Origin of the sequence: Streptomyces sp. CCM_MD2014 (assembly GCF_000772045.1) — a bacterium.
GTDB classification, from domain to species: domain Bacteria; phylum Actinomycetota; class Actinomycetes; order Streptomycetales; family Streptomycetaceae; genus Streptomyces; species Streptomyces salinarius.
The window spans coordinates 2,875,523-2,898,641 of sequence record NZ_CP009754.1 but is presented as its reverse complement, the minus strand read 5'-3'; the positions used below and the strand labels follow the sequence as shown (position 1 = coordinate 2,898,641).

Annotated in this window: 26 protein-coding genes; 20 read left to right on the top strand and 6 right to left on the bottom strand. The window is 69.9% G+C overall.

Going from position 1 to position 23,119, the window contains the following annotated elements:
* Nucleotides 1-24: 24 nt before the first annotated feature.
* From prmC to NI25_RS12435, 15 genes are all read left to right on the top strand, one after another.
* Entirely contained in the window at nt 25-870 is an 846-nt protein-coding gene (prmC, locus tag NI25_RS12505; protein WP_061442527.1) for a peptide chain release factor N(5)-glutamine methyltransferase, read from the top strand.
* 50 nt (nt 871-920) lie between these two features.
* Nucleotides 921-1,568, top strand: coding sequence for an L-threonylcarbamoyladenylate synthase (locus tag NI25_RS12500; protein WP_061442526.1), 648 nt, complete (start codon nt 921-923; stop codon nt 1,566-1,568).
* On the top strand, nt 1,565-2,245 hold the full coding sequence (locus tag NI25_RS12495) for a protein-tyrosine-phosphatase (RefSeq protein ID WP_061442525.1): 681 nt from the start codon (nt 1,565-1,567) through the stop codon (nt 2,243-2,245). Before NI25_RS12500 ends, NI25_RS12495 begins: the two co-directional genes overlap by 4 nt.
* A 248-nt stretch (nt 2,246-2,493) precedes the next feature.
* Nucleotides 2,494-3,750, top strand: coding sequence for a serine hydroxymethyltransferase (glyA, locus tag NI25_RS12490; protein WP_061446890.1), 1,257 nt, complete (start codon nt 2,494-2,496; stop codon nt 3,748-3,750).
* Between the two features lie 143 nt (nt 3,751-3,893).
* Entirely contained in the window at nt 3,894-5,198 is a 1,305-nt protein-coding gene (locus NI25_RS12485) for an MraY family glycosyltransferase (RefSeq protein ID WP_061446889.1), read from the top strand.
* 262 nt (nt 5,199-5,460) lie between these two features.
* Nucleotides 5,461-5,895: a hypothetical protein gene (locus NI25_RS12480; RefSeq protein WP_061442524.1), complete on the top strand. Its 435-nt coding sequence runs from the start codon at nt 5,461-5,463 to the stop codon at nt 5,893-5,895.
* A gap of 225 nt (nt 5,896-6,120) precedes the next feature.
* On the top strand, nt 6,121-6,945 hold the full coding sequence (gene atpB / locus NI25_RS12475) for a F0F1 ATP synthase subunit A (RefSeq protein ID WP_078884600.1): 825 nt from the start codon (nt 6,121-6,123) through the stop codon (nt 6,943-6,945).
* 74 nt (nt 6,946-7,019) lie between these two features.
* On the top strand, nt 7,020-7,244 hold the full coding sequence (gene atpE, locus NI25_RS12470) for an ATP synthase F0 subunit C (protein ID WP_030545783.1): 225 nt from the start codon (nt 7,020-7,022) through the stop codon (nt 7,242-7,244).
* Nucleotides 7,245-7,286: 42 nt separating this feature from the next.
* On the top strand, nt 7,287-7,847 hold the full coding sequence (locus NI25_RS12465) for a F0F1 ATP synthase subunit B (RefSeq protein WP_199560895.1): 561 nt from the start codon (nt 7,287-7,289) through the stop codon (nt 7,845-7,847).
* Nucleotides 7,844-8,659, top strand: a complete 816-nt coding sequence (locus NI25_RS12460; protein WP_061442523.1) for a F0F1 ATP synthase subunit delta — start codon at nt 7,844-7,846, stop codon at nt 8,657-8,659. The genes NI25_RS12465 and NI25_RS12460 overlap by 4 nt, the downstream gene beginning before the upstream one ends.
* A gap of 174 nt (nt 8,660-8,833) precedes the next feature.
* On the top strand, nt 8,834-10,423 hold the full coding sequence (gene atpA, locus NI25_RS12455; RefSeq protein WP_061442522.1) for a F0F1 ATP synthase subunit alpha: 1,590 nt from the start codon (nt 8,834-8,836) through the stop codon (nt 10,421-10,423).
* Nucleotides 10,424-10,444: 21 nt separating this feature from the next.
* Nucleotides 10,445-11,362 (top strand): F0F1 ATP synthase subunit gamma, encoded by a 918-nt coding sequence (locus tag NI25_RS12450; protein ID WP_061442521.1) that lies wholly within the window; start codon nt 10,445-10,447, stop codon nt 11,360-11,362.
* Nucleotides 11,362-12,798: a F0F1 ATP synthase subunit beta gene (gene atpD, locus NI25_RS12445; protein ID WP_061442520.1), complete on the top strand. Its 1,437-nt coding sequence runs from the start codon at nt 11,362-11,364 to the stop codon at nt 12,796-12,798. Before NI25_RS12450 ends, atpD begins: the two co-directional genes overlap by 1 nt.
* Nucleotides 12,799-12,929: 131 nt before the next feature.
* On the top strand, nt 12,930-13,304 hold the full coding sequence (locus NI25_RS12440; RefSeq protein WP_061442519.1) for a F0F1 ATP synthase subunit epsilon: 375 nt from the start codon (nt 12,930-12,932) through the stop codon (nt 13,302-13,304).
* A 142-nt stretch (nt 13,305-13,446) separates the two neighbouring features.
* Nucleotides 13,447-13,893 (top strand): DUF2550 domain-containing protein, encoded by a 447-nt coding sequence (locus NI25_RS12435; protein WP_061442518.1) that lies wholly within the window; start codon nt 13,447-13,449, stop codon nt 13,891-13,893.
* Nucleotides 13,894-13,935: 42 nt separating this feature from the next.
* Here the strand turns inward: NI25_RS12435 and NI25_RS12430 are convergent, their stop codons facing one another.
* The 3 genes from NI25_RS12430 to NI25_RS12420 all read right to left on the bottom strand — a co-directional run bounded on the left by NI25_RS12430 (nt 13,936) and on the right by NI25_RS12420 (nt 17,747).
* Complete coding sequence (locus tag NI25_RS12430; RefSeq protein WP_061442517.1) at nt 13,936-15,765, bottom strand: glycoside hydrolase family 18 chitinase; 1,830 nt, start codon at nt 15,763-15,765, stop codon at nt 13,936-13,938.
* A 147-nt stretch (nt 15,766-15,912) separates the two neighbouring features.
* A complete protein-coding gene (locus NI25_RS12425) occupies nt 15,913-16,554 on the bottom strand; it encodes a response regulator (protein WP_061442516.1) in 642 nt (213 codons plus the stop codon).
* Nucleotides 16,551-17,747, bottom strand: a complete 1,197-nt coding sequence (locus NI25_RS12420; protein WP_061442515.1) for a sensor histidine kinase — start codon at nt 17,745-17,747, stop codon at nt 16,551-16,553. Before NI25_RS12420 ends, NI25_RS12425 begins: the two co-directional genes overlap by 4 nt.
* Nucleotides 17,748-17,899: 152 nt before the next feature.
* Between NI25_RS12420 and NI25_RS12415 the strand changes: the two genes are divergently transcribed.
* Nucleotides 17,900-18,484 carry a hypothetical protein gene (locus NI25_RS12415; protein WP_061442514.1) on the top strand — a complete coding sequence of 195 codons (585 nt, stop codon included), beginning with the start codon at nt 17,900-17,902 and terminating at the stop codon, nt 18,482-18,484.
* Nucleotides 18,481-18,669 carry a DUF5708 family protein gene (locus NI25_RS12410; RefSeq protein WP_061442513.1) on the top strand — a complete coding sequence of 63 codons (189 nt, stop codon included), beginning with the start codon at nt 18,481-18,483 and terminating at the stop codon, nt 18,667-18,669. The genes NI25_RS12415 and NI25_RS12410 overlap by 4 nt, the downstream gene beginning before the upstream one ends.
* On the opposite strand, the gene NI25_RS12405 is transcribed toward NI25_RS12410, so the two are convergent.
* From NI25_RS12405 to NI25_RS12395, 3 genes are read right to left on the bottom strand one after another with little or no spacing between them, the layout of a single operon-like run.
* Complete coding sequence (locus tag NI25_RS12405; protein ID WP_061442512.1) at nt 18,666-19,238, bottom strand: cob(I)yrinic acid a,c-diamide adenosyltransferase; 573 nt, start codon at nt 19,236-19,238, stop codon at nt 18,666-18,668. The two genes, NI25_RS12410 and NI25_RS12405, sit on opposite strands and share 4 nt — an antisense overlap.
* A 13-nt stretch (nt 19,239-19,251) precedes the next feature.
* Nucleotides 19,252-20,001, bottom strand: a complete 750-nt coding sequence (locus tag NI25_RS12400; RefSeq protein WP_061442511.1) for an ABC transporter permease — start codon at nt 19,999-20,001, stop codon at nt 19,252-19,254.
* A gap of 17 nt (nt 20,002-20,018) precedes the next feature.
* Nucleotides 20,019-20,804 carry an ATP-binding cassette domain-containing protein gene (locus tag NI25_RS12395; RefSeq protein ID WP_061442510.1) on the bottom strand — a complete coding sequence of 262 codons (786 nt, stop codon included), beginning with the start codon at nt 20,802-20,804 and terminating at the stop codon, nt 20,019-20,021.
* Between the two features lie 93 nt (nt 20,805-20,897).
* Here NI25_RS12395 and NI25_RS12390 point away from each other — a divergent pair, with 93 nt between their 5' ends.
* The 3 genes from NI25_RS12390 to NI25_RS12380 all read left to right on the top strand — a co-directional run bounded on the left by NI25_RS12390 (nt 20,898) and on the right by NI25_RS12380 (nt 23,017).
* Complete coding sequence (locus NI25_RS12390; protein ID WP_061442509.1) at nt 20,898-21,539, top strand: TetR/AcrR family transcriptional regulator; 642 nt, start codon at nt 20,898-20,900, stop codon at nt 21,537-21,539.
* 136 nt (nt 21,540-21,675) lie between these two features.
* Nucleotides 21,676-22,524 (top strand): 3-hydroxyacyl-CoA dehydrogenase family protein, encoded by an 849-nt coding sequence (locus NI25_RS12385; RefSeq protein ID WP_061442508.1) that lies wholly within the window; start codon nt 21,676-21,678, stop codon nt 22,522-22,524.
* Nucleotides 22,525-22,693: 169 nt separating this feature from the next.
* Complete coding sequence (locus NI25_RS12380; RefSeq protein WP_003973611.1) at nt 22,694-23,017, top strand: STAS domain-containing protein; 324 nt, start codon at nt 22,694-22,696, stop codon at nt 23,015-23,017.
* Nucleotides 23,018-23,119 lie beyond the last annotated feature (102 nt).

Below are 23,119 nucleotides of genomic sequence, written 5' to 3'. Positions count from 1 at the left end.
ACAGCTCAGCCCCGGAGGACCAGCGTGAACCTGCTGCTCGCGGAGGTGGCCCAGGCCACCCAGCGGCTGGCCGACGCCGGCGTGCCCTCGCCGCGCACCGACGCGGAGGAGCTCGCCGCGCATCTCCACGGCGTCAAGCGGAGCGAGCTGCACACCGTGCCGGACGCGGACTTCGACGCCCGGTACTGGGAGGTCGTGGCCCGCCGGGAGGCGCGCGAGCCGCTCCAGCACATCACCGGCCGCGCCTACTTCCGCTACCTGGAGCTCCAGGTCGGCCCCGGCGTCTTCGTACCCCGCCCCGAGACCGAGTCGGTCGTCGGCTGGGCCATAGACGCGGTGCGCGCCATGGACGTCGTCGAGCCCTGCATCGTCGACCTGTGCACCGGCTCGGGCGCCATCGCCCTCGCGCTCGCCCAGGAGGTGCCGCGCTCGCGCGTGCACGCCGTGGAGCTGTCCGAGGACGCCCTCAAGTGGACGCGCAAGAACATGGAGGGGTCCAGGGTCGAACTGCGCCAGGGCGACGCCCTGACCGCCTTCCCGGACCTCGACGGCCAGGTCGACCTGGTGGTCTCCAACCCGCCGTACATCCCGCTCACCGAGTGGGAGTACGTCGCCCCCGAGGCCCGCGACCACGACCCCGAGCTGGCCCTGTTCTCCGGCGAGGACGGCCTCGACCTCATCCGCGGTCTGGAACGCACCGCGCACCGCCTGCTGCGCCCCGGCGGCGTGGTCGTCGTCGAGCACGCCGACACCCAGGGCGGCCAGGTGCCCTGGATCTTCACCGAGGAGCGGGGCTGGGCCGACGCGGCCGACCACCCCGACCTCAACAACCGGCCCAGGTTCGCGACGGCCCGCAAGGCGCTGCCGTGAACACCCCGACGACCCCCAACCCGCAGTACGTGTACGAGGAGGCCAGCTAAATGGCACGGCGTTACGACACCAACGACGCGACCGACCGAGTGACCGGTCTGCGCGAGGCCGCGTCCGCCGTCCGCCGTGGCGAGCTCGTGGTGCTGCCGACGGACACCGTGTACGGCATCGGCGCCGACGCCTTCGCCGCGGAGGCCGTCGGCGACCTGCTGGAGGCCAAGGGACGCGGCCGCAACATGCCCTCCCCGGTCCTCATCGGCTCGCCCAACACCCTGCACGGCCTGGTCACGGACTTCTCCGAGCTGGCCTGGGAACTCGTCGACGCCTTCTGGCCCGGCGCGCTGACCCTGGTCGCCAAGCACCAGCCGTCCCTGCAGTGGGACCTCGGCGAGACCCGCGGCACGGTCGCCGTGCGGATGCCGCTGCACCCCGTCGCCATCGAGCTGCTCACCGAGGTCGGCCCCATGGCCGTCTCCTCCGCCAACCTGACCGGCCACCCGGCCCCCGAGGACTGCGACGCCGCGCAGCAGATGCTCGGCGACTCCGTCTCCGTCTACCTCGACGGCGGCCCCACCCCCGGCAACGTCCCGTCGTCCATCGTCGACGTCACCCGCGAGGTGCCGGTCCTGCTGCGCGCGGGCGCGCTGTCGGCGGAGGAGCTGCGGAAGGTAGTACCCGACCTCGAGGTGGCGAATTGACGGCCCCTGGGACGGGGCGTGGCATAGGCAACGGGGAACGCGCCGCGGAGATCACGACCACGTTCGTCGGACTTCCGCGCGACAGCTTCCGCATCCTCCACGTCAGCACCGGAAACGTCTGCCGCTCGCCCATCACCGAGCGGCTGACCCGGCACGCGGTGCAGGAGCGGCTGGGCGTCCTCGGCGGCGGGCTGATCGTGGAGAGCGCCGGCACCTGGGGCCACGAGGGCGCCCCCATGGAAGCGAACGCCGAGACCGTCCTCACGGACTTCGGCGCCGACCCGGCCGGGTTCACCGGCCGCGAGCTGCTCGACGAGCACGTGATCCGTGCGGACCTGGTCCTCACCGCGACCCGGGACCACCGGGCCCAGGTCATCTCCATGGGCCACTCGGCGGGCCTGCGCACCTTCACCCTCAAGGAGTTCACCCGCCTGGTCAACGCCATCGACCCGGCGACGCTGCCGCCCCTGGAGGACGGCGTGGTCACCCGCGCACGCGCCCTGGTCCGCGCGGCCGCCGCTCTACGCGGGTGGCTGCTGGCCCCGACGGCGGAGGCGGACGAGGTGTACGACCCGTACGGGGCCCCGCTGACGTTCTTCCGCTCGATCGGCGACGAGATACACCAGGCGCTGGACCCGGTGGTGACGGCGCTGACGGGCGTTCCGGCGCGAGCGTAGGGCGGGACCGGCAGGGGGCCGGTGAACCGGCGGGCGGAGTCCGTCGCAGAGCGCCGGCGCCCGGGAGGCCCGCCGGGACCGAGCGCGTGCGAGGGACGCGCCGGGTGCCCGGTCGCGACGCCCGCGCCGCCGAGAGCGCCCCGCGCCGTCCCGGGGCCGTGCGGAACCCCGTGCGCACGCCGGGCGGCTTCGCCGTGCCGGGCCTACATTGGTCCTACGTCACCGTCGACGCACGCCCGGAGCGCACCATGTCGGTCACCCACGACATCCTCGAGGCCGATGACAGCTCGCTCGGAGTCCTGCCCCGTCAGGATCCCGAGCTGGCCGAGATCCTGTACGCCGAAGGCCGCCGGCAGTCGACCACCCTGCAGCTGATCGCCGCCGAGAACTTCACCTCCCCCGCCGTGCTGGCCGCCCTCGGCTCCCCGCTGGCCAACAAGTACGCGGAGGGATACCCGGGCGCCCGGCACCACGGCGGCTGCGAGATCGTCGACGTCGCCGAGCGGCTGGCCGCCGAGCGCGCCCAGGCCCTCTTCGGCGCCGAGCACGCCAACGTGCAGCCCCACTCCGGCTCCTCCGCCGTCCTGGCCGCCTACGCCGCCCTGCTGCGCCCCGGCGACACCGTCCTCGCCCTCGGCCTGCCGTACGGCGGTCACCTCACGCACGGCTCGCCCGCCAACTTCTCCGGCCGCTGGTTCGACTTCGTCGGCTACGGCGTGGACGCGGAGACCGGGCTGATCGACTACGACCAGGTCCGCACCCTGGCCCGCGCCCGCCGGCCCAAGGCGATCGTCTGCGGCTCCATCGCCTACCCCCGCCATCTCGACTACGCCGCCTTCCGCGACATCGCCGACGAAGTGGGCGCCCACCTCATCGCGGACGCCGCGCACCCGATCGGACTGGTCGCCGGGGGAGCGGCGCCCAGCCCGGTGCCGTACGCCGACATCGTCTGCGCCACCACGCACAAGGTGCTGCGCGGACCCCGCGGCGGCATGATCCTGTGCGGTAGCGAACTGGCCGAACGGGTGGACCGGGCCGTCTTCCCGTTCACCCAGGGCGGCGCCCAGATGCACACCATCGCCGCCAAGGCCGTCGCCTTCGGCGAGGCGGCCACCCCCGCGTACGCCGCCTACGCCCACCAGGTGGTCGCCAACGCCCGCGCGCTCGCCGCCCACCTGGCCGCCGAGGGCCTGGCCGTCACCACCGGCGGCACCGACACCCACCTCCTCACCGCCGACCCCGCCCCGCTCGGCGTCGACGGGAAGACCGCTCGGGGGCGGCTGGCGGCGGCCGGGATCGTCCTCGACTGCTGCGCACTCCCGCACGACGACGCCCGTGGCCTGCGCCTGGGCACGGCGGCGGTGACCACGCAGGGCATGGGGGAGCGGGAGATGCGGGCGGTGGCCACGCTGCTCGCCGGGGTGCTGCGCGGCACCACGGACCCGGCCGCGGCACGGGCCGACGTACGGGATCTGACCGCGGAATTCCCCCCGTACCCGGACTGAGGACGGGTAGGCGTAGAGGCGTACCCGGCCACACGTGCAACCATCGTCGCTACCCGGAAGTCCTCAACCGTATGCGTTGCATTGCCATGTGCATCGCTAGGGTGTGAGGTTGAGGATGGCCAGCGAGACCTGTGGGGAAGCCCGTGCGTGAATACCTGCTGACGCTCTGCATCACGGCCGCGGTGACGTATCTGCTGACAGGGCCGGTACGGAAGTTCGCGATCGTGGCGGGAGCGATGCCGGAGATCCGGGCACGTGACGTGCACCGGGAACCCACTCCGCGGCTCGGCGGGATCGCGATGTTCTTCGGGCTGTGCGCCGGCCTGCTGGTCGCCGACCACCTCACCAACCTCAGCGAGGTCTTCGAGAAGTCCAACGAGCCGCGCGCCCTGCTCTCCGGGGCCGCGCTGATCTGGCTGATCGGCGTCCTGGACGACAAGTTCGAGATCGACGCCCTGATCAAACTCGGCGGCCAGATGATCGCCGCCGGCGTCATGGTGGTCCAGGGCCTGACCATCCTGTGGATCCCGCTGCCGGGCGTCGGCACGGTCGCGCTCACCCAGTGGCAGGGCACCCTGCTGACGGTGGCCCTCGTCGTCATCACCATCAACGCCGTCAACTTCGTGGACGGTCTGGACGGTCTCGCGGCGGGCATGGTGTGCATCGCGGCGGCGGCGTTCTTCATGTACGCCTACCGGATCTGGTACTCGTACGGCATCGAGGCCGCGGCGCCCGCGTCGCTCTTCGCGGCCATCCTCATGGGCATGTGCCTCGGTTTCCTCCCGCACAACATGCACCCGGCCCGGATCTTCATGGGCGACTCCGGCTCGATGCTGATCGGGCTCGTGCTGGCCGCCGGCGCCATCTCGGTCACCGGGCAGGTCGACCCCGACCTGATGAACCTGTTCTCCGGTTCGGAGCGCAACGCGGTCCACCAGATGGTGCCGGTCTACATCCCGCTGGTGATGCCGCTGACCATCATCGCCATCCCCGCCGCCGACCTGATCCTCGCGATCGTGCGCCGCACCTGGCGTGGCCAGTCGCCGTTCGCCGCGGACCGGGGGCACCTGCACCACCGGCTGCTGGAGATCGGCCACTCGCACAGCCGCGCGGTGCTGATCATGTACTTCTTCTCGGCGCTGATCGCGTTCGGTGCGCTCGCCTACTCCGTGAACGCGGCGTCGATGTGGATCGTGCTGGGCGTCGTCTTCCTCAGCGCGATCGGCCTGGTCCTGCTCCTGCTGCCGCGGTTCACCCCGCGCGCCCCCCGCTGGGCCGAGAGCTTCGTGCCCCCGCGCTACCGGCGCCGCAGGGCGGCCACCGTCACCGCTCGCGAGACCGAGGCGGTCGCGAACGAGCTCGCGGATGAGGAGCGGGTTCCCGTCGCCGCGGGCGCCTCGGGCGTCAACGGAGCGACCGCCCTCGGATCCCGTTCGCGGACGAGGTAAGCACGGCTAAATGCCGCATTACCAGACAAGTTGGCGTTGTAATTGCACAAACGCGCACGGTCACTCTCACGTGTGACAGCAAGCACACCCAGAGGTAAAGACCTCATCAAATAGTTTGTGATACGGTTCACGAGTATCCCCCGGGTAGAGCCCAAGGACCGTAGTGCGACGGTCTCTTGTAAGTGAGGACCTCGTCCGGCTCGGGGCTACGCTCGTCCATGACGACACCTGCCCCCTGTGTGTTGAAAGCGGAGTTGCCGCCATGCCGTCCAATGACGTCCGGACCTTGCTTCAGGCTGCCGTGCCCACGGCTGCCGTCGGCGCCGTAGCCGCCGTCGTCAGCGCCGTGCTCGCCGGCGGCAAGGGCGCGATCGGAGCCGTCGTCGCGACCGTGGTGGCGATGCTGTTCATGGGAATCGGGCTCTACGTCCTGCAGCGCACCGCCAAATCGCTTCCGCACCTTTTCCAGGCGATGGGCCTGATGCTCTACGCGGCACAGATCCTGCTGCTGTTCGTCTTCCTCGCCGCGTTCAAGAACACGACGCTGTTCAACCCCCGGTCCTTCGCGATCACTCTGGTCGCCGTCACGCTCGCGTGGATCGCCGCGCAGACGCGTGCGCACATGAAGGCCAAAATCCTCTACGTCGAGCCCGAGTCGTCGAGCGGGAAGCCCGAGAAGACGGGCCACCCGTCGTGAGGGGTAGGGCCGGGATAAAGAGGCATGTGAAGTCCTGCTATCGTCCGGTGCCAACTGCGGCATCGCGGGCGCGGGCATCCGAGCTGACGCCTGACGAATCGCGAGGCGAGATGCCCCACAGCCGCCCCCACACCCGAAACACCAGTCCCGTGCCGAACAGCGGCCCCGCGCCGCGCCGACACAACGAGGTTGCCGTATCCATGCGCCACGCTGAAGGAGCCCGCGGTGAGTGCTGACCCGACGCAGGTGCTCGCCTTCGAGACCGACTGCCACATCTTCGACGGATGTGGCTTCCCGGCTCCCGGCCTGCACTCGTTCCTCTTCGAGCCGCTCTGGGGCAACGCAGACGGCAACGGCCTGTACTTCAACAAGCCGATGCTGCTGGCTCTGCTCGGCTCGCTCATCATCGTGGGCTTCTTCTGGGCCGCCTTCAACAAGCCGAAGGTTGTCCCGGGCAAGCTCCAGATGGTCGCCGAGGCCGGCTACGACTTCATCCGCCGCGGCGTGGTCTACGAGACGATCGGCAAGAAGGAAGGCGAGAAGTACGTCCCGCTCGTCGTGACGCTCTTCTTCTTCGTCTGGATGATGAACCTTTGGTCGATCATCCCGGTCGCCCAGTTCCCGGTGACCTCGATCATCGCCTACCCGATGGTCCTCGCCCTGATCGTCTACGTGCTGTGGGTGTCCCTCACCTTCAAGCGCCAGGGCTTCGTCGGCTTCTTCAAGAACGTCACGGGTTACGACAAGAGCCTCGGCGCGGTGCTGCCGCTGTCGATGACCATCGAGTTCTTCTCGAACCTGCTGGTCCGCCCCTTCACGCACGCCGTCCGGCTCTTCGCGAACATGTTCGCCGGTCACACGCTGCTCCTGCTCTTCACCATCGCGAGCTGGTACCTGCTCAACGGCATCGGCATCGCCTACGCAGGCGTCTCGTTCGTGATGACGATCCTCATGACGGCCTTCGAGCTCTTCATCCAGGCCGTGCAGGCGTACGTGTTCGTGCTCCTCACCTGCACCTACATCCAGGGCGCGCTCGCCGAGCACCACTGAGTCCCGCCCGGCCTCACACCCCAGCCGTCCGGTGGCCAACCCCCACCGGTCCGTAAAGAAAAGGAAGAACTGGCATGTCCCAGACCCTTGCTGCCGTCGAAGGTTCGCTCAGCTCCGTCGGTTACGGCCTGGCCGCCATTGGCCCCGGCGTCGGCGTCGGCATCATCTTCGGTAACGGCACCCAGGCCCTCGCCCGTCAGCCCGAGGCGGCCGGCCTGATCCGCGCCAACCAGATCCTCGGCTTCGCCTTCTGTGAGGCGCTCGCCCTGATCGGTCTCGTCATGCCCTTCGTCTACTAAGACGAAGACTGACGACCGACCCTTTCGACGAAAGGCATTGATGTGACATCCGCCCTGGTTTTCCTGGCGGCTGAGGGTGAGAAGGAGAACCCCCTCATCCCGCCGTGGCCGGAGCTCGTCATCGGCCTGATCGCCTTCGTCATCGTCTTCGGCTTCCTCGCCAAGAAGCTCCTCCCGAACATCAACAAGGTTCTGGAAGAGCGTCGCGAGGCCATCGAGGGCGGTATCGAGAAGGCCGAGGCCGCGCAGACCGAGGCCCAGAGCGTCCTCGAGCAGTACAAGGCGCAGCTCGCCGAGGCCCGGCACGAGGCCGCGCGACTGCGTCAGGAGGCGCAGGAGCAGGGCGCCACGCTCATCGCCGAGATGCGCGCGGAAGGCCAGCGACAGCGTGAGGAGATCATCGCCGCCGGTCACGCCCAGATCCAGGCCGACCGCAAGGCCGCCGCGTCCGCGCTGCGCCAGGACGTCGGACAGCTGGCGACCCAGCTGGCCGGCAAGCTGGTCGGCGAGTCCCTCGAGGACCACGCCCGCCAGAGCCGTGTGATCGACCGCTTCCTGGACGAGCTGGACGACAAGGCGACGAAGGCAGAGGCAACGCGATGAACGGAGCGAGCCGCGAGGCCCTTGCCGCCGCACGTGAGCGTCTCGACGCGCTGACGGACTCCACGTCCGTGGACGCCGGCTCGCTCGCCGACGAGCTGGCCGCCGTCACCGCGCTCCTCCACCGCGAGGTGTCGCTGCGTCGGGTCCTCACCGACCCGGCGCAGTCGGGCGAGGCCAAGGCGGAACTCGCCCAGCGTCTCCTCGGCACCCAGGTCAGCGGCCAGGCCGTCGACCTGGTGGCCGGCATGGTGCGCTCCCGCTGGTCGCAGTCCCGCGACCTGGTGGACGCGCTGGAGGAGCTGGCGAACACCGCCGACCTCACCGCCGCCCAGAAGCGGAGCCGGCTCGACAACGTGGAGGACGAGCTGTTCCGGTTCGGCCGGATCGTCTCCTCCAACACCGAGCTGCGCGCCGCGCTCACCAACCGGTCGGCCACCACCGCGGCCAAGAGCGAGCTGCTGCGCGGCCTGCTCGGCGGCCGGGCGGAGCGGACCACCGAGCGTCTGGTGACGCGCCTTGTCACCGCGCCCCGGGGACGTAGCCTGGAGTCGGGACTGGAGTCCCTGTCCAAGCTCGCCGCCGAGCGGCGCGACCGGATGGTCGCCGTGGTCACCTCGGCGGTGCCGCTGAGCGACACGCAGAAGCAGCGCCTCGGCGCCGCCCTCGCGAAGGTCTACGGCCGTCCGATGCACCTCAACCTCGACGTGGACCCCGAGGTCCTCGGCGGAATCCGGGTGCAGGTCGGTGACGAGGTCATCAACGGCTCCATCGCGGACCGCCTGGAGGACGCCGGCCGCCGCCTGGCGGGCTGACGCTTCCCGCGACGGCAGTCGCGACAACAGCAAAGCAACAGCAGTAGCAGTACGTACTTACGACGGCCCTGGTTGGGCCGTGCAGAGGATTCACCTCTCATTGGGGGGAGTCCCGACTCGTGGAATACCCCCCAAGTGAAACTTCGGGCCCAACAAGGAGAGCAGGGAACTCAGATGGCGGAGCTCACGATCCGGCCGGAGGAGATCCGGGACGCACTGGAGAACTTCGTCCAGTCGTACAAGCCGGACGCGGCCTCGCGCGAGGAGGTCGGTACGGTCACCCTTGCCGGCGACGGCATCGCGAAGGTCGAGGGTCTGCCCTCGGCCATGGCCAACGAACTGCTGAAGTTCGAGGACGGCACCCTCGGCCTCGCCCTCAACCTCGAGGAGCGCGAGATCGGTGCCATCGTCCTCGGTGAGTTCAGCGGCATCGAGGAGGGGCAGCCGGTCTCGCGTACCGGTGAGGTCCTCTCCGTGGCCGTCGGCGAGGGCTACCTCGGCCGCGTCGTCGACCCCCTCGGCAACGCGATCGACGGCCTCGGCGAGATCGAGACCTCGGGCCGCCGCGCCCTCGAGCTGCAGGCCCCCACGGTCATGCAGCGCAAGTCGGTGCACGAGCCGATGGAGACCGGCTACAAGGCCGTCGACGCCATGACGCCGATCGGCCGCGGCCAGCGTCAGCTGATCATCGGCGACCGTCAGACCGGCAAGACCGCCCTGGCCGTCGACACGATCATCAACCAGCGCGACAACTGGCGCACCGGCGACCCGAACAAGCAGGTCCGCTGCATCTACGTCGCCATCGGTCAGAAGGGCTCCACCATCGCGTCGGTCCGCCGCGCGCTGGAGGAGAACGGCGCGCTGGAGTACACGACCATCGTCGCCGCCCCGGCGTCCGACCCGGCCGGCTTCAAGTACCTGGCGCCGTACACCGGCTCGGCCATCGGCCAGCAGTGGATGTACGAGGGCAAGCACGTCCTGATCATCTTCGACGACCTGTCGAAGCAGGCCGACGCCTACCGTGCCGTGTCGCTGCTGCTGCGCCGCCCGCCGGGCCGCGAGGCCTACCCCGGCGACGTCTTCTACCTGCACTCCCGTCTGCTGGAGCGCTGCGCGAAGCTCTCCGACGACATGGGTGCCGGCTCGATGACCGGTCTGCCGATCGTCGAGACCAAGGCCAACGACGTCTCGGCGTTCATCCCGACCAACGTCATCTCCATCACCGACGGCCAGTGCTTCCTGGAGTCCGACCTGTTCAACGCCGGTCAGCGTCCGGCCCTGAACGTCGGTATCTCGGTCTCCCGCGTCGGTGGCTCCGCCCAGCACAAGGCGATGCGCCAGGTCTCCGGCCGACTGCGCGTGGACCTCGCCCAGTACCGCGAGCTGGAGGCGTTCGCCGCCTTCGGTTCCGATCTGGACGCGGCCTCGAAGTCGCAGCTGGAGCGCGGTCAGCGCATGGTCGAGCTGCTCAAGCAGAACCAGTACGAGCCGATGGCCACCGAGGACCAGGTCGTCTCCGTCTGGGCCGGCACCAACGGCAAGATGGACGAGGTTCCGGTCGGTGACATCCGCCGCTTCGAGAAGGAGCTGCTGGAGTACCTGCACCGCCAGGAGCAGGGCCTGATGACCTCCATCAAGGAGGGCGCCAAGATGTCGAACGACACCATCCAGGCCATCGACGACGCCGTCGCCGCGTTCAAGAAGCAGTTCGAGACCTCGGACGGCAAGCTGCTCGGCGAGGACGCCCCGTCCGTCGCCAAGTGACGTAAGGAAGGGACCTGACTCATGGGAGCCCAGCTCCGGGTCTACAAGCGTCGCATCCGATCCGTCACCGCGACCAAGAAGATCACCAAGGCGATGGAGATGATCGCCGCCTCGCGCGTCGTCAAGGCGCAGCGCAAGGTGGCGGCCTCCACGCCGTACGCACGGGAGCTCACCCGCGCGGTCACGGCGGTCGGCACCGGGTCGAACACGAAGCACCCGCTCACCACGGAGGCGGAGAACCCGACCCGTGCCGCGGTCCTGCTCCTCACGAGCGACCGCGGTCTGGCCGGCGCCTTCAACTCCAACGCCATCAAGGCGGCGGAGCAGCTGACCGAGCGCCTCGAGCGTGAGGGCCGGCAGGTCGACACGTACATCGTCGGCCGGCGCGGTCTGGCCCACTACAACTTCCGCGAGCGCAAGGTCGCGGAGTCGTTCGCGGGCTTCACCGACGAGCCGACGTACGCGGACGCCAAGAAGGTCGCGGCACCGCTGATCGAGGCCATCGAGAAGGACACGGCGGAGGGCGGCGTGGACGAGCTCCACATCGTCTACACCGAGTTCGTGTCGATGATGACCCAGACGGCGGTCGACTCCCGGCTGCTGCCGCTGAGCCTCGACGAGGTCGCGGACGAGTCCGGCACGAAGGACGAGATCCTTCCGCTGTACGACTTCGAGCCGTCGGCGGAGGACGTCCTCGACGCCCTGCTGCCGCGCTACGTCGAAAGCCGTATCTACAACGCGCTGCTGCAGTCGGCTGCCTCCAAGCACGCCGCCACCCGGCGCGCGATGAAGTCGGCCACCGACAACGCGGGCGAGCTGATCAACACGCTCTCCCGTCTTGCCAACGCGGCCCGCCAGGCCGAAATCACCCAGGAAATCAGCGAGATCGTCGGTGGCGCCAGTGCCCTGGCCGACGCGAACGCGGGGAGTGACAACTAATGACCACCACTGTTGAGACCGCGACGGCCACGGGCCGCGTCGCCCGGGTCATCGGCCCGGTCGTCGACGTGGAGTTCCCCGTCGACGCGATGCCGGACATCTACAACGCGCTGCACGTCGAGGTGGCCGACCCGGCCAAGGAGGGTGAGCTCAAGACGCTGACCCTCGAGGTCGCCCAGCACCTCGGTGACGGCCTGGTCCGCACCATCTCCATGCAGCCCACCGACGGCCTGGTCCGCCAGGCCCCGGTGACCGACACGGGCTCGGCCATCTCCGTCCCCGTCGGCGACTTCACCAAGGGCAAGGTGTTCAACACCCTCGGTGAGGTGCTGAACGTCGACGAGCAGTACGACGGCGAGCGCTGGCCGATCCACCGCAAGGCGCCCAACTTCGACGAGCTCGAGTCGAAGACCGAGATGTTCGAGACCGGCGTCAAGGTCATCGACCTGCTGACCCCGTACGTCAAGGGCGGCAAGATCGGTCTGTTCGGCGGCGCCGGCGTCGGCAAGACGGTGCTCATCCAGGAGATGATCTACCGCGTCGCCAACAACCACGACGGTGTCTCCGTGTTCGCCGGTGTCGGTGAGCGCACCCGTGAGGGCAACGACCTCATCGACGAGATGAGCGAGTCCGGCGTCATCGACAAGACCGCGCTGGTCTTCGGTCAGATGGACGAGCCGCCGGGCACCCGTCTGCGCGTCGCGCTGGCCGGCCTGACCATGGCCGAGTACTTCCGCGACGTCCAGAAGCAGGACGTGCTGTTCTTCATCGACAACATCTTCCGCTTCACCCAGGCGGGCTCCGAGGTGTCGACCCTGCTCGGCCGCATGCCCTCCGCGGTGGGCTACCAGCCGAACCTGGCCGACGAGATGGGCCTCCTCCAGGAGCGCATCACCTCGACCCGGGGTCACTCGATCACCTCGATGCAGGCGATCTACGTCCCCGCGGACGACCTGACCGACCCGGCCCCGGCCACCACCTTCGCCCACCTCGACGCGACGACGGTTCTGTCCCGTCCGATCTCCGAGAAGGGCATCTACCCGGCCGTGGACCCGCTGGACTCGACGTCCCGCATCCTCGACCCGCGGTACATCGCGGCGGACCACTACCAGGCCGCGATGCGCGTGAAGAACATCCTGCAGAAGTACAAGGACCTGCAGGACATCATCGCGATCCTCGGTATCGACGAGCTGGGCGAAGAGGACAAGCTCGTCGTCCACCGCGCCCGTCGCGTGGAGCGCTTCCTGTCCCAGAACACCCACGTCGCCAAGCAGTTCACCGGCGTCGACGGGTCGGACGTCCCGCTGGACGAGTCGATCGCGGCCTTCAACGCGATCTGCGACGGCGAGTACGACCACTTCCCGGAGCAGGCGTTCTTCATGTGCGGTGGCATCGAGGACCTGAAGAACAACGCCAAGGAGCTGGGCGTCTCCTGAGCCTCGGCTCGCGGTGAGCCGCACGGCTCACCACCCGGAGGGGGCGGGCGCGTCCCGTCCCCTCCGGCACGCCCCTTAGACTTGTAACCAACACCCGGCTGACCGGCCGGGTGGTGACCCGAGGAGCCACCTTGGCTGCTGATCTGCACGTCGCGCTGGTCGCGGCCGACCGAGAGGTCTGGTCCGGCGAGGCCACCCTGGTCGTCGCGCGCACCACGTCCGGCGACATCGGCGTCATGCCCGGTCACCAGCCGCTGCTCGGTGTGCTGGAGTCGGGCCCGGTGACCATCCGTACGAGTGACGGCGGGACGGTCGTCGCCGCGGTGCACGGCGGTTTCATCTCGTTCGCCGACAACAAGCTGTCGCTGCTGGCCGAGACCGCCGAACTGGCGGACGAGATCGACGTCCACCGCGTGGAGCGCGAGCTCGAGCGCGCGAAGGCGGAGGGCGACGCCCACGCCGAGCGCCGCGCGGACGTCCGACTGCGCGCTGCGGCGGGACGCTGATCCACAGCACAGTGCGATAGCGTCGTGCCATGACGTCACTCAGCCGCGGCTGGGACCGGAGCCATCCGGACCCGGCCGCGGCTGAGGCAGATCCGGGTGTTTTTTCCGTTCCGTTACCTAGGAGACGAGGAGGTCGGTGTCGATGGCCCTCGCTCTGACTGTGTGCGGAATCGTTGTGGCCCTGGTGGTGATCGGGCTCTTCGTCTTCGGTTTGCGCCGCCGGCTGATCCAGCGCTCGGGCGGCACCTTCGACTGCTCGCTGCGCTGGGACGCCCCGCAGGAGGACGACACCGCCGGCAAGGGCTGGGCCTACGGCGTGGCCCGCTACAACGGCGACCGGGTCGAGTGGTACCGGGTGTTCTCGTACTCGCCGCGCCCACGCCGTGTGCTGGAACGCTCCGCGATCGAGGTGGTCGGCCGCCGGCTGCCGGACGGCGAGGAGGAACTGGCGTTGCTCTCCGACGCCGTGGTCCTGGCCTGTCTGCACCGGGGCACACGGCTCGAACTGGCGATGAGCGAAGACGCGCTGACCGGATTCCTCGCGTGGCTGGAGGCAGCCCCGCCCGGTCAGCGCGTCAACGTCGCTTAGCGGCTCTTACCGCTGTTCTTACCGCACTTCTTGCGGCCGGTCCTACTTGAGGCCGCTGTCGATGGCGCTCACCAGTTCGCCGTTGGCGGTGTCGCCGCTGAACTCCCAGAAGAAGGCGCCGCCGAGGCCCTGCTGCTCGGCCCAGTCCATCTTGGACTTGATGGTGGCCGGGGTGTCGTAGGACCACCAGTTGGTGCCGCAGTGGGCGTACGCGGTGCCGGCGACGGTGCCGGTGGCCGGGCAGCTGTTCTTGAGGACCTTGTAGTCCTCGATGCCCGCCTCGTAGGTGCCGGCCGCCGGGCCGGTTGCGGTGCCGCCGGGCGCGGACTGCGTGACGCCGGTCCAGCCGCGGCCGTAGAAGCCGATGCCGATCAGGAGCTTGTCGGCCGGCACGCCCTTGGCCTTGAACTTCGCCATCGCGTCGGCGGTGGTGAAGCCCTGCTGCGGGATGCCGTCGTACGCGGTCAGCGGCGAGTGCGGAGCGGTCGGGCCGTTCTTCGCCCAGGCGCCGAAGAAGTCGTACGTCATCACGTTGTACCAGTCGATGTACTTCGAGGCCTCGCCGTAGTCGGCGGCGTCGATCTTGCCGCCGTCCGAGCCGTCGGCGGTGACGGCCGCGGTGATGAGGTAGTCCTGGCCGAACTCGGCGCGCATGGCCTTCATCATGCTGCTGAAGGCGTTCGGGGCGCTGGTCTCGTCACAGCTGAGACCGCAGGCGTTCGGGTACTCCCAGTCCAGGTCGATGCCGTCGAAGACGTCGGCCCAGCGCGGGTCCTCGACCAGGTCGTGGCAGGACTTGGCGAACGCGGCCGGGTTCTTCACGGCGTCGGGGAAGCCGCCGGACCAGGTCCAGCCGCCGAAGGAGTAGAGGATCTTGATGTGCGGGTACTTGGCCTTCAGCTTGCGCAGCTGGTTGAAGTTGCCGCGCAGCGGCTGGTCCCAGGTGTCGGCGACGCCGTCGACGGACTGGTCGGCGGTGTAGGCCTTGTCGTAGTCGGCGTAGGCGTCGCCGATGGTGCACTTGCCGCCCTGGACGTTGCCGAAGGCGTAGTTGATGTGCGTGATCTTGTCGGCGGAGCCGGAGGTGACCAGGTTCTTCACGTGGTAGTTGCGGCCGTAGACGCCCCAGTTGGTGAAGTAGCCCATCTTGACTTCGTCACCGGTGCCGGGGTTGCCGCCGTCGCCACCGCCGGTGGTCGTGACCTTCACGGAGCCGCTGGCCGGACCGGTCTGGTCGGCGGTGTCGCGGGCCTTGACGCTGTACGAGTAGGCGGTGCCCTTGGTGAGGCCCGTGTCCGTGTAGGTGGTGCCGGTGACGGTGGCGACCTTCGCGCCGTCCCGCAGGACGTCGTAGTTCTTGACGCCCTTGTCGTCGGTCGCCGCCGACCAGGACAGCTTCACCGAGGTGTCGGTGATGTTGGAGGCGGTGGGCGTGCCGGGCGCGGAGGGGGCCTCGTCGCCGGGGACCGAGGTGCCGTCGCAGCTGCCGCCGTTGAGCTTGCAGTTGGACGGGGAGCCGGGGCCGCTGCCGTTGAAGCCGAAGGAGACCGAGGCGCCGGGGGCGAGCGTCCCGTTCCAGCCGACGTTCTTGGCGGTCCAGTGGTCGCCGGAGTTGGTGACGGTGGCGTCCCACGCGGAGGTGACCTTGGTGCCGGAGGGGAAGTCCCACTCGACGGTCCAGGAGCTGAGAGAAGTGGTGCCGGTGTTCTTCACCGTCCACTTGCCGCCGAAGCCCGTGCCCCAGTCAGAGGTCTTCTGGAAGGTGGCCGTCGCGCTGGTGGCCGCCTGGGCCGGGCTCGCGAGGCCGACCAGACCGGCGAGGGGAAGCGCCAGGGTCGCAGCGAGTGCCGCGGCTTTGTGTCTGAAGCGCATGTGCGCCTCCTTTTATGGGGATGTTGTCGAGGGCATGACTGAGCCTCATGCCCGCAGTGCGGCGAGAATAGAAAGGTCTGGACCACAGGTCAATAGGTCTGGACCAATGTGGCGGCCAGTGGTTGAACCCTTGATCGACAGGGAAAACTAGATCCCCAACTCCTGTGCCAGCACCGCCGCTTGCACCCGGCTGCGCAGGCCCAGCTTGCCCAGCAGCCGGCTGACGTGCGTCTTCACCGTCGCCTCGGCCATCTCCAGCCGCTCGGCGATCGCGGCGTTGGACAGACCCTCGCCGAGGCAGGACAGCACCTCGCGCTCACGCCGGGTCAGATCCCGCAGCACCGCCGGGTCGGTGGCCGGTTCCCGCACCGGCTTCGCGGCGAACTCGGCGATCAGCCGCCGCGTGACGGCCGGCGCGACGATCCCCTCGCCGCCCGCCACCGTGCGCACGGCCGAGATCAGGTCGTTCGCCTCGGTGTTCTTCAGCAGGAACCCGGCGGCCCCCGCCCGCAGCGCCCCGAAGACGTACTCGTCCAGGTCGAAGGTGGTCAGCACCAGCACGTCGGCGAGCTGCTCGCCGACCACGATCCGGGTGGCCGACACCCCGTCCAGACGCGGCATCTGCACGTCCATCAGCACCAGGTCGGGCCGCAGCTCGCGGGCCAGCTCCACCGCCCGCTCCCCGTCCGCGGCCTCCCCGACCACCTCGATGTCCGGCGCGCTGCCCAGGATCAGCACCAGCCCCGCCCGGACGGCGGACTGGTCCTCGGCGACGAGGACGCGGATCATGCGAGGTCTCCTTCGGTCAGGGGAAGGGTGGCGCGTACGGCCCAGATCCTGTCGCCCGGCGAGGCGGGGTCCGCCACCACCCCCGCCTCGAACGTGCCGTGCAGCAGCGCGGCCCGCTCCCGCATCCCGACCAGACCGGCGCCGGAGCCCGGGGCACGCGGGGTGTCCCGGTCACCGTACGGGCTGGTCACCCGGATGCGCAGGGCGTCGTCGTGCCGGTCGAGGCGGACCCGGACGGCGCCCGTCGAGCCGTGCTTCAGCGCGTTGGTGAGCGACTCCTGCACGATCCGGTACGCGGCCAGCTCGACCGGGGCGGGCAGGTTCTCGCCGGGGGAGGCGTCCAGGGTGACGTCCAGCCCGTTGGCGCGGGCGCCCTCGACCAGTGTGCCGAGTCCTTCGAGGGTGGGTGCGGCGGCGGGCTCGGTGTCCCCTCCGTCGTCCCGCAGGATGCCGATCAGGCGTCGCATCTCGGCCAGTCCCGCCACGCTGTTCTCGCGGATCACGCCGAGCGCCTGCCGGGTGGTCGCCCGGTCGTCGAGGGAGAGCGCGGCCGTGGAGTGGATGGCGATCGCGGAGAGGTGGTTGGCGACCATGTCGTGCAGCTCGCGGGCCATCCGGGCGCGCTCGGCGGTCACCGCCTGCGCCCGGTCCATCTCGGCGAGCAGGGCGGTCTGTTCGGCCCGCAGCAGCGCGGCGTCGGCGGCCTCGCGGTGGTTGCGCACGATGAGGCCCGTGGACGCCGGCGCGAACGTCACGGCGCCCATGACCACCCCGATCAGCAGCGCCTCCGGCACCCGCAGCACGGCGAAGGGGATCAACGTCGCCGCGATCGACAGCATCCCGGTGACCCACGGCAGACGGCGTGCCGTGGTGGGCGGTCCGTAGAGGACGGCGGCGTACATCAGGTCGGTGTACATCACGATCGTGGCGATGCTGCCCTGCGTCGTGAGGTCTGCGGCCAGCGCCAGCGTGCCGGTCAGCAGGGCGGTGCGCGGGGCGGTGCGGCGCAGCAGTTCGCAGCCGGAGACCACGACGAGCGGCACGAGGAGCGGTCCGCCGCCGTCGAAGAGGACCTGGGGATCGCCCGGCCCCCGCAGGCCCAGCCCGGATCCCCACAGCAGCAGTCCGCCGGCGAGCCCGGCGAGCGCGGCCCACAGGTCGAAGCGGGGCGGGCGGGGGAGTCGTGCGGCCATGCCACCATCCAACACGGCCCGCGCCCCGCCCGCCTGATCCCGGGGGAGGGTCCCGCACTGCATCTTTCGATGTACCGGAGGTTCGTCACCGCCGACGACGAACCCGGCGGATTCCGACGGGAGCCTGGAAGGGTGAACGAAGGGAGTGCGTCGTGGTCGTCGCGTTGATCATCGCCTGCGAGGTCGGCTTCTGGGTCCTGCTGGCCCTGGGGCTGGGCGCCCGCTACCTGTTGAAGTGGCGGCGCACCGGTGTCGTCCTGCTGCTGTGCGAGCCCGTCCTCGAACTGGTGCTGTTCGCCGTGACGGCGTACGACCTGAAGAACGGTGCCGAGCCCGGCTGGGAGCACGGTCTGGCCGCGTTGTACATCGGCTACACCGTCGCCTACGGCCACTACACGATCCGCTGGCTCGACGGCCACGCCGCCCACCGCCTGGCCGGCGGCCCGCCCCCGGTCAAGCCGCCGCGCTACGGCATGGCCCGGGCCCGGCACGAGGGCCGGCTGTGGCTGCGCACGGTGCTCGGCGCCGCCGTGGCCTGCGCGCTGCTCCAGGGCGCGGTCTGGTACGTGGGCGACGACGGCGACGTCTCGTCGCTGCGCTCCTTCCAGTGGACGGCCCTGCGCGTCGTCGGCATCCACGGCCTGATCGCCCTGACGTACCTGATCTGGCCGAAGAAGGGTCCGGCGAGCACACCCGGGGCCCCGGCCGAGCGGCGGAAGCAGGAGGCACACCGGTGACCCGGACGTCCAAGAATCTGCTGGAAGGCGCCGTCACCCTGCTCGCCGGCCTGGCCCTGTGGCTGTTCACGGGGGACGTGGAGGTCCCCGTCGTCACCCTGACGAAGGTGGGCGCCGTACTGATGTGCGTCGGCGGCGCGCAGACCGCGTGGGGCGTGTACGGCGCCGCGCGCCGGTCGCTCTAACGTTCCCCGCCCGGCACCCACAGCACGTCTCCGACCTCCTTGTTGGCCACCCGGGCCAGGATGAAGAGCAGGTCGGACAGCCGGTTCAGGTACGTGGCGGTGAGCGGGTTCATCGTCTCGCCGTGGGCCTCCAGCGCCGCCCACGTCGAGCGCTCGGCCCGGCGGACCACCGTGCACGCCTGGTGCAGCAGGGCCGCGCCGGGGGTGCCGCCGGGGAGGATGAAGGAGCGCAGCTTCTCCACCTCCGCGAGGTAGCGGTCGCAGTCCGCCTCCAGCTTGTCGACGTAGAACTGCTCGACCCGCAGCGGCGGGTACTCCGGGTCCTCCACCACCGGTGTGGACAGGTCCGCGCCCACGTCGAACAGGTCGTTCTGGACGCGGACGAGGACCTTGACGACGTCCTCGGACAGCCCGCCCAGGGCGATGGCGGTGCCGATCACCGCGTTCGCCTCGTTGGCGTCGGCGTACGCGGAGATCCGCAGATCGGTCTTGGGCACCCGGCTCATGTCGCCGAGGGCGGTGGTGCCCTTGTCGCCGGTGCGGGTGTAGATGCGCGTCAGGTTGACCATGGGGCCAGCGTAGTTACGCGCCGGCGGTGCGGAACACGCGTGTGCCCACCGTCACGGCCAGCGCGGTGAAGCCCAGGGCGACGAGGACGCCGTAGAGCATGTGCGCCGTCGCGTAGGAGCCGACGTAGGCGTCCCGCACCGCGTCCACCAGATAGCGGAAGGGCATCAGGTGCGAGAGCACGTCCAGCCACACCGGGCCCAGCGTCATCGGGAGCATCAGGCCGGACAGCAGCATCGACGGCATGGTCAGGGCGTTGATCGTGGGCCCGAACTCCTGCGGGGTGCGGACCTTCATCGCCAGCGCGTACGACAGCGACGCCAGCGAGACCGTGAGCAGCGCGACGAACGCGAAGCCGATCAGCACGCCGGGCAGCGGCGCCCGCAGACCCATCACCAGCGCCGCCAGGACCAGCAGCACCGCCTGGAAGGCGAAGACGGTGGCGTCCCGCAGGACCCGGCCCAGCAGCAGTGCCAGGCGGCTGACGGGCGTGACGCGCATCCGCTCGACCACGCCCTGGCTGTTCTCGATGATGATCGAGAAGCCCGCGAAGGACGCGCCGAAGAGGCCCAGTTGCAGCAGCAGGCCGGGGACCAGCACCTGCCAGGAGCTGCCCCGCCCGCCGAGCGGCAGGTCGGTCAGCAGCGGGCCGAAGAAGAGCAGGTACAGCAGCGGCATCAGCACGCCGAACAGCAGCGCGAAGCGGGAGCGCAGGGACTGGCGCAGATAGCGGCCGTAGATCAGGCCGGTGTCGTGGAGCAGCATCGGGAATCCTCGAGAGGTCAGACGGCGACGGGGGCGGCGTCGGCGGCCGGAGCCGCGCTGCGGCCGGTGACGGCCAGGAAGGTGTCCTGGAGGGACGCGTCGGGCGAGCCGCCGTACTCGAGCTTCAGGGCGGCCGGGGTGCCCTCGGCGACCACCACACCGTCGTCCACGACGACCAGGCGGTCGGAGAGGGCGTCGGCCTCGTCCAGGTAGTGGGTGGTCAGGAAGACCGTGGTGCCGTGCTCGTCGCGCAGCCGGCGGACCAGGTCCCACAGGCCGGCGCGGCTGCCCGGGTCCAGGCCGGTCGTCGGCTCGTCCAGGAAGAGCACCTTCGGGCGGTGGGTGAGCGCCATCGCGATGTCCAGCCGGCGCCGCTGCCCGCCGGAGAGCGCGCCGCACTTCCGGTCGAGCAGTCCGGTCAGGTCCAGGTCGCGGGCCAGCTCGTCGGCGCGCTCGACCGCCCGCGCCCTGGACAGCCGGTACAGGCGGCCCTGGGTGACCAGCTCCTCCCGGGCCGTGATCTGCGTGTCCACCCCGCCCGACTGCGCCACGTACCCGCACGCCGCGCGCACTCCGGCCGGGTCGGTCGCCAGGTCGTGCCCGGCGACGGTGGCCGCCCCGCCGGTGGGCGCGAGCAGGGTCGTGAGCATCCGCAGGGTGGTGGTCTTGCCGGCGCCGTTGGGGCCGAGAAAGCCCAGGATCTCGCCCTCGCGGACGGTGAGGTCGATACCGCGCACCGCCTCGACCGGACCGCGCTTGGTCGCGAAGGTACGGGCCAGTCCGGCCGTACTGATGATTGCCATGCACCCCAGAAAAACAGAGACGCTGAAATTTTGCAATGACACCAAGTTTTCACCGGCACCAGTCAGTGGTGCCGGCGCGGCTAGGATGCGGGGATGGCCGAGGGACTCAGGGAACGGAAGAAGCGGCAGACCCGGCAGTACATCTCGGATGTCGCCACGGGGCTGTTCCTGGAGCGCGGCTTCGAGGCCGTGACGGTGGCGGAGGTCGCGGACGCCGCGAACGTCTCCGTCAACACGGTCTACAACTACTTCCCGGCCAAGGAGGACCTGTTCCTCGACCGCTCCAAAGGGGTCGTCGACCGGCTGTCGCGCTGGGTGCGCGGGCGGCGCGACGGGGAGTCGGCGGCGTACGCCGTCCTGCGGGAGCTGCGCGAGGAGGTCGAGTCGGTGTCGCCGCGCATGGGCCTGATGGACGGATACGCCGGGTTCATGAAGGTCGTCCACGAGTCGCCCGCCCTGCGGTCCCGGATGTGGGCCATCGGCCAGGAAGTCCTCGTCAACCTGGAGCAGACCCTCAGGGAGGAGACCGGCGCACCCGGCGAGGACCCGCTGCCCACCCTGATGGCCGGTCAGATCAACTGGCTGCACGGCACCGTGATGGTGGAGATCGGCCACCGCATGGTCGCCGGCGGAAAGCCCTCCGAGGTCTCCCGCGAGGTGCTCCTGCTGCTGGACGAGATGGAGGACCTGTTGAGCGAGAAGGTGCTCAACTACGCCGTACGAGGCGCCGAGTGACACCCGAATGGCACCCCTCGGTGTGACGTCCGTCATTTGAGACGTGACGCGCGTTACTAACCGGTCACACAGCGCCTCACGCCCGCTAATCTCCGGCCGAGAGACGAGAATCAGCGCGTATCAGGGGAGTCGCACAGTGGCACGGAAGCTCGCCGTCATCGGAGCCGGTCTCATGGGATCGGGCATCGCCCAGGTCTCCGCCCAGGCGGGCTGGGACGTCGTCCTGCGCGACGTCACCGACGAGGCGCTGCGGCGCGGCACCGACGGCATCAAGGCGTCGTACGACAAGTTCGTCGCCAAGGGGAAGCTCACCGCCGACGACGCCGGGGCCGCGCTCGGGCGCATCACCGCGACCACCGACCTGGACGCCGCCGCCGACGCGGACGTCGTCGTCGAGGCCGTCTTCGAGAAGCTGGAAGTCAAGCACGAGATCTTCCGTACCCTGGACAAGCTGGTGAAGGACGGGGCGATCCTCGCGTCCAACACCTCCGCGATCCCGATCACCAAGATCGCGGCCGTGACGGAGCGCCCCGAGCGGGTCGTCGGCACCCACTTCTTCTCGCCGGTCCCGATGATGCAGCTGTGCGAGCTGGTGCGCGGCTACAAGACCAGCGACGAAACGCTCGCCACCGCGCGGGAGTTCGCCGAGTCCACCGGCAAGACCTGCATCGTCGTCAACCGCGACGTCGCCGGCTTCGTGACGACCCGTCTCATCTCCGCCCTCGTCGTCGAGGCCGCGAAGCTGTACGAGTCGGGCGTCGCCACCGCCGAGGACATCGACCTCGCCTGCAAGCTGGGCTTCGGCCACGCCATGGGACCGCTGGCCACCGCCGACCTCACGGGCGTCGACATCCTGCTGCACGCCACGGGCAACATCTACACCGAGTCCCAGGACGAGAAGTTCGCCCCGCCGGAGCTGATGCGCCGGATGGTGGACGCCGGTGACATCGGCCGCAAGAGCGGGCAGGGCTTCTACAAGCACTGAGGTCGCGTCGGCCCCGGCAGACATCACACGCCGGGGTGAATTCGGTATCGGTTCGCTTACAGGCGGCAACCTCCGGTCGTTTCGGCCAGTCAGAGGGTGCAACACCTGATATCGCCGAGAGACCACCACGCAGAGACGACGAAGAGAAGACCCACGCCGGGGAGCGCATATGCACATCAGGGGCGACCACGTCGAGCTGGTCGTCGGGGGCCGCCTCGACGTCCGCAGCGCGGCGGACGCCCGTACGGTCCTGCACTCGGCCGTCGACGACGGAGTCGGCGACCTGGTGCTCGACCTGTCCGAACTGGACTCCTGGGACGCCACCGGACTCGGCGTGATCATGGGAGCCCACCGGCGGGCCGGCCGCTGCGGCCGGCGCCTGGTGCTGCGCGGCGTGCCGCCGCAGATGCAGCGCCTGCTGGTGGCCACCCGGCTGCACCGGATCCTGGCCATCGAGGGCGGGATCGGTGTGGAGACTCTGCCCCGGGTGTAAGTGAGGGTTCACACCTCCGACACACGCAATCCTCACGAGACCGTGACCTCTCGGACGGTCCGGCACCCCGGACTGTCGGAGATACTGAGCGAAGGTTTAGGG

Bases quoted from the DNA above. Each gene is read 5' to 3' on its own strand.
- NI25_RS12500 (WP_061442526.1), top strand. From the start codon at position 921: ATGGCACGGCGTTACGACACCAACGACGCGACCGACCGAGTGACCGGT.
- glyA (WP_061446890.1), top strand. From the start codon at position 2,494: ATGTCGGTCACCCACGACATCCTCGAGGCCGATGACAGCTCGCTCGGA.
- NI25_RS12480 (WP_061442524.1), top strand. From the start codon at position 5,461: ATGCCGTCCAATGACGTCCGGACCTTGCTTCAGGCTGCCGTGCCCACG.
- atpE (WP_030545783.1), top strand. From the start codon at position 7,020: ATGTCCCAGACCCTTGCTGCCGTCGAAGGTTCGCTCAGCTCCGTCGGT.
- NI25_RS12460 (WP_061442523.1), top strand. From the start codon at position 7,844: ATGAACGGAGCGAGCCGCGAGGCCCTTGCCGCCGCACGTGAGCGTCTC.
- atpA (WP_061442522.1), top strand. From the start codon at position 8,834: ATGGCGGAGCTCACGATCCGGCCGGAGGAGATCCGGGACGCACTGGAG.
- NI25_RS12450 (WP_061442521.1), top strand. From the start codon at position 10,445: ATGGGAGCCCAGCTCCGGGTCTACAAGCGTCGCATCCGATCCGTCACC.
- atpD (WP_061442520.1), top strand. From the start codon at position 11,362: ATGACCACCACTGTTGAGACCGCGACGGCCACGGGCCGCGTCGCCCGG.
- NI25_RS12435 (WP_061442518.1), top strand. From the start codon at position 13,447: ATGGCCCTCGCTCTGACTGTGTGCGGAATCGTTGTGGCCCTGGTGGTG.
- NI25_RS12430 (WP_061442517.1), bottom strand. From the start codon at position 15,765: ATGCGCTTCAGACACAAAGCCGCGGCACTCGCTGCGACCCTGGCGCTT.
- NI25_RS12425 (WP_061442516.1), bottom strand. From the start codon at position 16,554: ATGATCCGCGTCCTCGTCGCCGAGGACCAGTCCGCCGTCCGGGCGGGG.
- NI25_RS12420 (WP_061442515.1), bottom strand. From the start codon at position 17,747: ATGGCCGCACGACTCCCCCGCCCGCCCCGCTTCGACCTGTGGGCCGCG.
- NI25_RS12405 (WP_061442512.1), bottom strand. From the start codon at position 19,238: ATGGTCAACCTGACGCGCATCTACACCCGCACCGGCGACAAGGGCACC.
- NI25_RS12400 (WP_061442511.1), bottom strand. From the start codon at position 20,001: ATGCTGCTCCACGACACCGGCCTGATCTACGGCCGCTATCTGCGCCAG.
- NI25_RS12395 (WP_061442510.1), bottom strand. From the start codon at position 20,804: ATGGCAATCATCAGTACGGCCGGACTGGCCCGTACCTTCGCGACCAAG.
- NI25_RS12390 (WP_061442509.1), top strand. From the start codon at position 20,898: ATGGCCGAGGGACTCAGGGAACGGAAGAAGCGGCAGACCCGGCAGTAC.
- NI25_RS12380 (WP_003973611.1), top strand. From the start codon at position 22,694: ATGCACATCAGGGGCGACCACGTCGAGCTGGTCGTCGGGGGCCGCCTC.